The 10,549-nt window shown below is 67.7% G+C and carries 4 protein-coding genes; 3 read left to right on the top strand and 1 reads right to left on the bottom strand.

Features of this window, described 5'->3' with window-relative positions:
• Window positions 1–167 precede the first annotated feature (167 nt).
• Window positions 168–2,135 (top strand): AMP-binding protein, encoded by a 1,968-nt coding sequence (locus FK527_RS13775; RefSeq protein ID WP_144735009.1) that lies wholly within the window; start codon window positions 168–170, stop codon window positions 2,133–2,135.
• Window positions 2,136–2,522: 387 nt separating this feature from the next.
• Here the strand turns inward: FK527_RS13775 and FK527_RS17615 are convergent, their stop codons facing one another.
• Window positions 2,523–2,732, bottom strand: coding sequence for a hypothetical protein (locus FK527_RS17615; RefSeq protein WP_246072816.1), 210 nt, complete (start codon window positions 2,730–2,732; stop codon window positions 2,523–2,525).
• A gap of 45 nt (window positions 2,733–2,777) precedes the next feature.
• Here FK527_RS17615 and FK527_RS13770 point away from each other — a divergent pair, with 45 nt between their 5' ends.
• The gene (locus tag FK527_RS13770) at window positions 2,778–7,754 is read left to right on the top strand and encodes a DEAD/DEAH box helicase (RefSeq protein ID WP_246072814.1); all 4,977 of its coding nucleotides are present in this window, start codon (window positions 2,778–2,780) and stop codon (window positions 7,752–7,754) included.
• Window positions 7,755–7,758: 4 nt separating this feature from the next.
• The gene (locus FK527_RS13765; protein WP_144735005.1) at window positions 7,759–10,548 is read left to right on the top strand and encodes a helicase-related protein; all 2,790 of its coding nucleotides are present in this window, start codon (window positions 7,759–7,761) and stop codon (window positions 10,546–10,548) included.
• Window position 10,549: the final 1 nt, after the last annotated feature.

The following is a 10,549-nucleotide window of genomic DNA, read 5'->3' as shown; positions in this document are numbered from 1 at the left end:
TCGACCCGTTGCACCTAAGCTGCTGCCTATCAGCCGCTTGTGTCGCTTCTCCCTGGCCTGCCTTCAGGCTCATTCTTCCTTGGAATCACGGGGCGGGCTTCAGGCTCATACCTCGTTGGATAAGACTTTTGCTGGACTCGCGCGCGCAAATGCGCTAGGATGGCGCCATGAATTCTAACAAACAACCGTTTGCTTGGGTGCCGACGCCGGAGGACATCGCTTCTGCTCGGTTGACTGCCTTCATTCACAAAACCGGCATGCCGGACTTCGACACGCTGGCCGCGCGCGCCGACGCGGATCCGGCCTGGCTGATGCAGCAGGTGTTCGAGTTTTGCGACTTTCGCTTTTACAAGCCCTACACGCAGATGCTCGACATGTCGCGCGGCCTGGAATGGTCGCGCTGGTGCGTGGGCGGCACGACCAACGTGGTGCTCAACTGCCTCGACCGCCACCGCGGCACGCCCGTGTGGAACCAGGTCTATCTCGAATGGGAGGGCGAAGACCCGCAGCAGCGCCGCACGCTGACTTATGCCCAGTTCGACGCCGAGGTCTGCCGCCTCGCCGCCGCACTGCAGTCGCTGGGCGTGCAGCGCGGCGACCGCGTCGGCCTGTACATGCCCAACCTGCCCGAGACCTTCATCGCGTTCTTTGCCGTGCTGAAGATCGGCGCAATCCTGATGCCGCTGTTTTCGGGCTTCGGGCCCCAGCCCATCGTCTCGCGCCTCAACGACGGCCAGGCCAAGGTGGTGTTGACCGTCGATGGCACTTGGCGCCGCGGCACACCGGGCCACATGAAGTCCGTGCTCGATGAGGCGCTGGCCGAGGTACCCAGCGTGCAGCATGTGCTGGTGCTGCGCCACTTAGGCGACGCCATCCCCTGCCCCATGACGCCGGGGCGCGACCATGACTGGGCCAGCCTCGTCGCCCAGCAGCCGAGCGACCTGCCCACCGCCGAGATGGCTGCCGACGACGCCGCCATCCTGCTCTACACCTCGGGCACCACGGGCAAGCCCAAGGGTTGCGTGTGGACGCACGTGAGCTTCCTCGGCTCCATGGTCACGCGCGACATGCACATTTGCGCTGATTTCAAGCCCTCCGACCGCTTCTTTTTCATGAGCGACATGGGCTGGATGGTGGGCGCGATGTGCGCCTGCGTGCCGAGCTATTTCGGCGCCAGCCTGCTGGTGGTCGAAGGCACGCCCGACTTCCCCGACACGGGCCGCTTCTGGCGCTTGGTGCAAGACTACAAGGTCAGCTACCTTGGTGTTGCACCCACGCTGATCCGCAGCCTCATGCGCTATGGCGACGAAGAGGTCGAGCGTTACGACCTGTCCTCGCTGCGCGTGACCTGCTCGGGCGGCGAAGCATGGACGGAGGCGCCCTGGCGCTGGTTTTTCGACCACGTCTGCAAAAAGCGCCTGCCCATCATGAACATCGTGGGCGGCACCGAAGTGGGCGGCTGCAACTTCACCGGCACCATGATCCACCCGATGCGCCCCGGCTCTTTCGGTGCGCGCGGCCTCGGCGCAGGCGTGGACATCGTCGACGAAAGCGGCAAGCCTGTGCCGCGCGGCCAAGTGGGCGAGCTCATTTTGCGCAACCCCAACATCGGCTTCACCAAGAGCCTGTGGAACGACGACGAACGCTACCTCGAAAGCTACTGGCGCATCATCCCCGGCATCTGGGTGCACGGTGACTTTGCCATGCAGGACGAGGACGGGCTTTACTACATCCTCGGGCGCAGCGACGACACCATCAAAATCTCGGGCAAGCGCACCGGCCCGTCGGAAATCGAAACCCTGCTGACCCAGACCGGAAAGGTGTCCGAGGTTGCCGTCGTGGGCGTGCCCGACGAGGTCAAGGGCTCGGCCATCGTCTGCGTGTGCGTGCCCATGCCGGGCCTGCAGCCCGATGCGGCGCTCGAAGCCGAGCTCTCGCAAGCGGTGGTGCATGGCATGGGCGCCTCGTACCGACCCAGGCAGGTCGTCTTCGTGCACGACTTGCCCAAGACGCGCAACATGAAAATCATGCGCCGCGTGGTGCGCGCCGTCTACAAGGGCGACAGCCCCGGCGATTTGTCGTCGCTCGTCAACCCTGAAAGCGTGGCCGAACTGCAGGGCAAAGTCGGCAAATAAATCCAGACTGTCCATGCGATGCTTCGCGCCTACGCGGGCGCTGGTTGACGGTTGACAGTTATTTTGATTGCTGCTTCGGCGTCCATGGCACTGGCCATGGACTTATCACCAGCGAGCAAACTGCCGCGCCAGTCGCCTCGCCATCGTCCCGCGTCCTAATGGACAATTGGGATTAACCGACGGCCTCTTCGCCGCTTGCGGCGCATTGCCAGGCTCATTTTTTCTGAAAAACACGCGAGGGCTTTTTAGCTCATATCGACATGGACGAGATGAAAAAGGAGAAATTGGTCTCAAAATCGAGGATCAATTCACTTTATCGGGGACGACTCCATGGACGTGTTCCATTTCAGGAAAAGCCTGATCTGTGATTACAGCAACTTTGCTAGATCATTCACCTTCATTCGCTCCGATGACATCCGAAACCAGGTCGACCAAGCCTTCGCCAGCGGTCGCTATTGGCCACAACCCCTGATCCAAATCAACCCCCGCTTCCAGCCCGGAAAATCCATCACCGAACATGTCGCGGCGGGTGAACTCCATCCCGAAACCCAACACATCTTTCAAGCCGGCGGCGAGCCCCTGCGGCTGCATCGCCATCAGTCCGAGGCCATCGCATTGGCGCGCGCCGGTCGCAGCTATGTGGTGACCACCGGCACCGGCTCGGGCAAGTCACTGTGTTTTTTCATTCCCATCGTCGACGCCATCCTGCGCGCCAAGGACGAGGACCCGACACCGCGCACGCGCGCCATCGTGATCTATCCGATGAACGCGCTCGCCAACAGCCAGCTCGAAGAGCTGCAGAAATTCCTGCCCGGCCGCACCCCGCCGGTCACCTTCGCGCGCTACACCGGCCAAGAGCGCGAGGAAGTACGCGAGCAGATCCGTGCCAACCCGCCCGACATCCTACTCACCAATTTCATGATGCTGGAGTTGCTGCTCACCCGGCAGGATGTACTTGACCGCGAGGTGATCGACCACTGCACCGACCTGCGCTTTCTGGTGCTCGACGAGCTGCACACCTACCGCGGCCGTCAGGGCGCCGACGTTGCGCTGCTGGTGCGCCGCGTCAGGCAGCGCCTGCAAGCCGAGCGCCTGCAGTGCATCGGCACCTCGGCGACGATGGCAAGCGAAGGTTCGCAGGAAGAAAAGAACCGGGTGGTTGCCGAGGTCGCGGCCAAGCTGTTCGATGCCGCCATCGAGCCTGGCGACGTCATCACCGAGACGCTGGAGCGGGCCACCGACCCCACGCGGACGGCCGACAGCGTCCGAGGCGAACTCGGGCAGGCGATCGCCGCCGGTGGTTTCGACCGGCTCTCGGACACCCAGTTGCGCATCCACCCGCTCGCCATATGGGTCGAGACCACGCTCGGCCTCGACTTTCGTGACGGCAAGCCGGCACGTGCCAAGCCGCTGATGGTGGACGAGGCTGCCGACAATCTAGCCACAGCATCCGGCCTTGATCCACAGCACTGCCTTGCCGCCTTGCAGGCGTTCCTGCTCGCCGCCGCGTTGTCCGAACGGGAGCGTATGCCGGGCCGCAGTGACTCACCCTACCCGTTCTTTGCCTTCAAACTGCACCAGTTCCTCTCCGGCGCGGCGACAGCCTACGCCACGCTGGAGCCGCCTGGCACGCGCGCAGTGGTGCTCGAAGGCCAGCAGTACCTGCCGGGTAGCGAGGAGATCAAGAGGCTTTACCCCACTTATTTCTGTCGCGACTGCGGGCAGGAGTACCACGGAGTGCGTCGGCGCGTGGAAGGCGGCGCGCCGGTGCTGCTGCCTCGCGACATCGACGACGTCACCGCCATCAAGGACGAGGACGCTGCCGAGGCCGACAGCGAAGGCGAACAGACCGGCTTCTTTCTGGTCACCCCCAGCGACGCCGATTTCACCTTCACCGGCGAGCTCGAGGACTATCCGGAAAGCTGGCTCGAAACCGGCGCTGCCAACACGCCGCGCCTGAAGAAGACCTACCGCAAGCTGCGGGCCGTATCGCTGCGGGTGGCGCCGGATGGCACACTCGGCCAGGGCGTGGAGGGCTACTTTCTATCCGGCAAGTTCCGCTTCTGCCTGCGCTGCCGCGCGGCGCACAGCGTGCAGGGCAAGGACAGCAACCGGCTGGCGTCGCTCTCGGCCGAGGGCCGCAGCTCGGCCACCACGGTCATCACCACCGCGGCACTGGAGTGGATGCAGCAGCAGGCCGGCTTCGCGCCGCACACGCGCAAGTTGCTCGCCTTCACCGACAACCGCCAGGACGCCGCGCTGCAGGCCGGCCATTTCAACGACTTCATCTTCGTCAGCCTGATCCGCTCGGCCTTTTTCGGCGCGCTCGATGGCGCGCCGCAGGGCGTCGCCGATGCCGATCTGGGCGAACGCATGGTGCGCGCGCTCGGCTTCGACCGGCCGATCCCGCCCCAGGCAGACCCGGCGCAAACCCACCTCGCCGAATGGCTGCAGGAGCCGGCGCTGTCCGGCCGCGATCTGCAGGATGCCGCCAACGTGCTGCGCCAGGTGTTGGCTTACCGCGCCTGGTTCGACCAGCGGCGCGGCTGGCGCTACACCAACCCCAACCTCGAGCAGCTCGGCCTGCTGCGCGTCGTCTATCAAGACCTGGACGCCTTCGCCTCCGACCCGGCCAACTTTCGCGATGCGCCGGCGGTAATGCGCACGGCAAGCCCCGAGGTACGCATCGAGGCATTCACCGCGCTGTTCGACCACTTGCGCCGGGGCCTCGCCGTGGACGCCGCCGCGCTCGACGACCAGCAGCTGCGCAAGTTGGCTGACGAGAGCCGCAAGTTCCTGCGCCTGCCCTGGGCCTTTGGCCGCGATGAGACGCTGCGCCCGGCGCGCTGGCTGTTTTTGGACCAGCCCGGCGGCGGTCAGCGCCAGGGACGGGACGAGGACCTGATCCTGCGCGCCGGCCTGCAAAGCCCGCTTGGCAAAGCGCTGCGCCAAGGCTCGCTGTGGGGCGTGGACAAGCCGCTCGGGCGCGATGCCTACCGCGAGCTGCTCGAATGGATGCTCGGCGCCGCGCGCGGCAAGTTCGTGCGCTGTGACGACACCACGCCGTTTCGCGCGCCCGGCTGGCGGCTCGCCTCCCAGCGCGTTCGTCTGTTGGCTGGCGACGGCACGCTCGCACGCGGCCGCGCCAACGCCTTTTTCACCCAGCTCTACGGCACCTTGGCGCAGACCCTGCAGGCGGGCGGCGCCGCCATCTTCCGCTTCGAGGGCCGCGAGCACACCGCCCAGGTCGAATCGCGCGTGCGCGAGATTCGCGAGGCGCGCTTTCGCTATAGCGACAAGGACCAAGAGGCCCTGCGCGGCGAACTGGGCGACAGCGCCCGGCTCCTCGGCGAGAGCACGCGCTTTCTGCCGGTGCTCTACTGCTCGCCGACCATGGAGCTCGGCGTCGACATCTCGGCGCTCAATGCCGTCTATCTGCGCAACGTGCCGCCCACGCCGGCCAACTACGCCCAGCGCGCCGGCCGCGCCGGGCGCAGTGGCCAGGCAGCGCTGGTGGTCACCTACTGTGCCGCGCGCAGCCCGCACGACCAGTTCTTCTTCCGCGAGCCGCGGCAGATGGTGCACGGCGAGGTGCGCGCGCCCTTGATCGACCTGGCCAACCGTCAGTTGCTCGAAAGCCACCTGCAGGCGATCTGGCTCGCCGCCAGCGGTGAGGCGCTCGGCAAGGCAATTGCCGACGTGGTGCAACCCGAGCAGCCCGGCCTGCCGGTGCGCAAGGAGCTGATCGACGCTTTCGCTCAGCCGGAAGTGCGCCGCCATGCCGAGGCCCAGGCGCTGCCGATCCTGCGCAACCTCGCGCCCCAGCTCGGCCCGCAGCAAGCGCCCTGGTACGAGGGCGCGGAAGCTTTTTGCGCGCGCGTGCTCGACGGCGCGGTCGATGCCTTCGATGCCGCCTTTCGGCGCTGGCGCGAGCTGTTCAACGGCGCCGTGCGCCAGCGCGACCAGGCCCAGGCCACGCTCAACGACTTCACCGTGCGCGATCCCAAGGAAAAAGACGCCGCCAAGCGCCGCCACCGCCAGGCCATCGAACAGATCGAGCTGCTGCTGCACGGCCGCGAGACGCTGTCGAGCGACTTCTACACCTACCGCTACCTTGCAACCGAAGGCTTTTTGCCCGGCTACAACTTCCCGCGCCTGCCGCTGATGGCCTATGTGCCGGGCAGCGGCGACGGCGCGCGCAACCAGACCTTCCTGCAGCGCCCGCGCTTTCTGGGCATCGCCGAGTTCGGCCCGCGCAGCCTGGTCTATCACGAGGGCCGCGCCTTTCGCGTGGTGCGCGTGCGCATCGCCGTTGGCAGTCAAGAAGGCACAGCGAGCCAGCAGCGGCTGCCGACACTGGCCGCGCGCCTGTGCGCGGCCTGCGGTGCCGCCCATTTCGACATCCAGGACGAGCGCTGCCACGCCTGCCAGGCCGATCTTGGCAACGCCGAGTGGGTGCGCGAGCTCTACCGTGTCGATGCCGTCGACACCGAGCCCGCCGAGCGCATCACCGCCAACGACGAGGAGCGCCAGCGCCAAGCCTTCGAGTTGCAGACCACCTTCCAGTGGGCGCGGCGCAACGGCCGGATCGACGCGCGCCTGTTGGTGGCGCGCGACGCCGAGGGCGACATCGTGCAGCTGCGCTACAGCGCCGGCGCCACCATCACCCGCATCAACAAGGGCCTGCGCCGGCGCAAGGATAAAAACGTCTTCGGCTTCAACCTGAGTCCCAAGACCGGCTACTGGCAAAAAGATGAAAACGAAGAGGCCAATGCAGCCGCCGAGCCCGACCCCGACAAGCTGCCGCCGCAGCGCGTGGTGCCCTATGTCGAGGACCAGAAAAACGCCCTGCTGCTGCAACCGGCCGGCGCCTGCTCGGACGTGACCCTGGCCACCGTGCAGTACGCGCTCAAGCGTGGCATCGAGTCGGTGTTCCAGCTCGAAGAAAGCGAACTGCTGGCCGAACCGCTGCCGAGCCGCGCCGAACGCAAAGGCGTGCTGTTCTACGAGGCCACCGAAGGCGGTGCTGGCGTGCTGTCGCGCCTGGTGAGCGAAGCGGACGCGCTGGCGCGCGTCGCCCAGGCCGCGCTGCGCCTGCTGCACCTCGAGCTGCCGGACGATCTGGCGACCCTGCGGCAGACGCCGCCCGCCGACCTGCAGGACTTGCCCCACACTGCCTGCGTCGCCGGTTGCTACCGCTGCCTGCTCTCGTACTACAACCAGCCGGATCACGAACTGCTGGACCGGCGCGACGAACACGCCCGCCGCATCCTGTGGCGCCTGGCCTGCTCCGAAACCGCACTGCTGGACAATGCGCCGCCGTCAGGGGGTGCGGAAGCGGATGCGGATGCGGATGCAACCGAAGCCAAAGGCTGGCAAGCGATCTGGCAACGGGCGTTTGGCACCGAAACGGGCGATCTGCCGCCGCCGCTTGCCACCGAACACGCCGACAACCTGCTGCTGCACTGGCCCGACCACTACGTGGCCGTGGCCCTGCCGGATACGCCGCGCGCCCTGCAAACCGAATGGGAAGACCGGGGCTACACTTTCGTGCGCTTCGGCGAAGACCGCACCCCATGGCCCCAGTCCTTCAAAAAATTGTCCAAATTGCTTGGTTAAGCCGATGAACGCACCGACCTACACCCCCGGCAGCCTGGTCCGCGCCCGCGGTCGCGACTGGGTGGTGCTGCCCACCAGCGAGCCTGAGGCCCTGCACCTGCGCCCGCTGTCCGGTTCCGAGGCCGACACCGCCTGGCTGCACCTGGGGCTCGAACCCGACATCCGTCCCGCGCACTTCGCTGCTCCCACGGCCAACGACATCGGCAACCGGGAAACCGCCGCGCTGCTGGCCGACGCGCTGACGCTGTCGCTGCGCCGCGGCGCCGGGCCGTTTCGCAGCTTCGGCAACATCGGCATCGAACCGCGCAGCTATCAGCTGGTGCCGCTGCTGATGGCGCTCAAGCTCGACCCGGTGCGCCTGCTGATCGCCGACGATGTGGGCATCGGCAAGACCATCGAGGCGCTCTTGATCGCCCGCGAGCTGTTCGACCGCGGCGAGATCCAGCGCTTTGCCGTGCTCTGCCCGCCACACCTGGTCGAGCAGTGGGTCGGAGAACTGACAGAGCGCTTCCACTTTCCGGCCGTCGCGGTCACCGCCGCCAGCGCCGCGCGTCTGGAGCGCGGCCTGCCGGTCGGCGTGAGCCTGTTCGAGCAGCATGCCGTCACCGTGGTCAGCCTGGACTACATCAAAAGCCAGAAGCGGCGCGACGAATTCGCCCGCGCCTGCCCCGAGCTGGTGATCGTCGACGAGGCCCACACCTGCTCGTCTGCCAGCGACCGCACGCATTTGCGTTACGCGCTGCTCAAGGAGCTGGCCGCCAACGGCGAGCGCCACCTGGTGCTGCTCACCGCCACCCCGCACAGTGGCGACGAGCAGGCGTTCTACCGGTTGCTCGCGCTGCTCAAGCCGGCCTTCGAGGCGCTCGCCACCGCCCAGGGCGAAGCGCGCGAAAAACTCCGCCAAGCGCTTGCCGCCCACTACGTGCAGCGCCGCCGACCGGACATCGACGCCTGGCAGGACGACGGCCTATTCCCACGCCGTGAGGTGGCCGAGGCCACCTATCGCCTCAGCGGGCGCTGGGAGCAGTTCTTCGAGGCTGTGCTCGACTACTGCGCCGCCGTCACCGAACAGGCCGGTGGGGACGCGCGCCGCCAGCGCCTCACCTTCTGGGGCACGCTGGCGCTGATGCGCTGCGTCTCCTCGAGTCCGGCCGCGGCGGCGCAGGCGCTCGCCACCCGGCGTCTGGCGGCCGACGAGGACGGCGCCGAAGAACTCGCCGCGCGCGTGTTCGACGGCAGCAGCGATGCCCTCACCGAAGATGACGTCGAACCGGGTGCCGAGGACGCCGCGCTCGGCGCGCTGCTGGAACGGGCGCGCCAGCTCGAAGGCGAGCGCGACGACCCCAAGCTCGCCCGGCTGGTGACGATCCTGGACGAGCTGTTCGAGAAGGATCACGCCCCGGTGGTGTTCTGCCGCTACATCGCCACCGCCCACTACCTGGGCGCCCATTTGCGCCAGCGCTTCCCCAAACACACCATCGAGGTGGTCACCGGCGAGCTACCGGCCGAGGAACGTCGCGCCCGCGCCGAGGCGCTCGGCGAACACGAGCGGCGCTTGCTGATCGCCACCGACTGCCTGTCCGAGGGCGTGAACCTCCAGCAGCACTTCGATGCCGTGGTGCACTACGACCTCTCCTGGAACCCCACGCGCCACGAGCAGCGCGAAGGGCGCGTGGACCGCTTCGGACAGCCGGCGCGCGTGGTGCGCGCGGTGCTGCTCTATGGCGAGAACAACCCGGTGGATGGCGCGGTGCTCAACGTCATCCTGCGCAAGGCCGAGGCCATCCGCCGCGAACTCGGCGTGCCCGTGCCGCTGCCGGACGACGACCACAGCCTCACCCAAGCGCTGATGTCCGCCGTGCTGCTGCGTCGCCAAGGGCGAGGCGTGCAACAAACCTTCGACTTCGGCGAGCTGCCACCCGCACGGGAACTGGACGTCATCTGGACCGATCTTGCCGAACGGACGAAGGCCAACCGCACGGTGTTCGCCCAGCGCGGCCTCAAGCCTGAAGAGGTGCTGCCGGAATGGCAGCGCGCGCGCAGCGCGCTCGGCGATGCGCAGGCCGTGCGCCGCTTCGTCGAGCGCAGCCTCGCGCGCCTGGGCGCTGCGCCCGAGGTGCGCCGTCGCGCCGGCAAGGAGATCCTGCGCGTGCCGCTGCTGGCGCTGCCGCCGGCGCTCAAGGAGCGCCTGGCCGAGCAGGGCTTGGAGGGGCGCATAGACCTCGACTTCGCCCCGCCGGCCGCGCCTGGCTGCAGTCCGCTCCACCGCGCCCATCCGCTGGTCGCCACGCTCGCCGAACACCTGCTCGAATTCACGCTGGATGAACGCACCGAGAGCACCTCCGATCCGGCGCGCCTGGGCCGCACTGGCGCCTGGGTGAGCCCGGCCGTCACCCAGCTCACCACGGTGCTGCTGCTGCGCCTGCGCCACCAGCTCACGCTCGGCCGCGGCGATGGCGCCCGCACGCTGATGGTCGAAGAGGCCCTGCCGGTGGCGCTGGTCGGCCGGAACGACCCGCAGTGGCAGATCGCCCCGCCGGTGGCCGACTGGTTCGCGGCGCCGGCCGGCGGCGAACTGGCGCCCGCCGCGCGCGAGCGCTTCGTCCTCGCGGCGCTCGATACGCTCACCCAGCAGAACGCCGCGCTGGAATCGCTGGCCGCGCAGCGCGCCGAGCTGCTGCTCGCCGACCATCGCCGCGTGCGCGACGCCGCCCGTGCGCGCGGCGAGTATCAGGTGCGCGCGCTGCTGCCGGTGGATGTGATCGCCGCCTACGTGCTGCTGCCGGAGCACTGAA

This window comes from Extensimonas perlucida (assembly GCF_007655255.1).
Lineage (GTDB): Bacteria > Pseudomonadota > Gammaproteobacteria > Burkholderiales > Burkholderiaceae_C > Extensimonas > Extensimonas perlucida.
Note: the sequence above shows the minus strand (reverse complement) of the source record. Positions and strands in the feature narration are given on the sequence as shown.

What these genes read in the sequence shown, in the direction of transcription:
- FK527_RS13775 (WP_144735009.1), top strand. Translation starts at nt 168, where the DNA reads ATGAATTCTAACAAACAACCGTTTGCTTGGGTGCCGACGCCGGAGGAC.
- FK527_RS17615 (WP_246072816.1), bottom strand. Translation starts at nt 2,732, where the DNA reads ATGGCGATGCAGCCGCAGGGGCTCGCCGCCGGCTTGAAAGATGTGTTG.
- FK527_RS13765 (WP_144735005.1), top strand. Translation starts at nt 7,759, where the DNA reads ATGAACGCACCGACCTACACCCCCGGCAGCCTGGTCCGCGCCCGCGGT.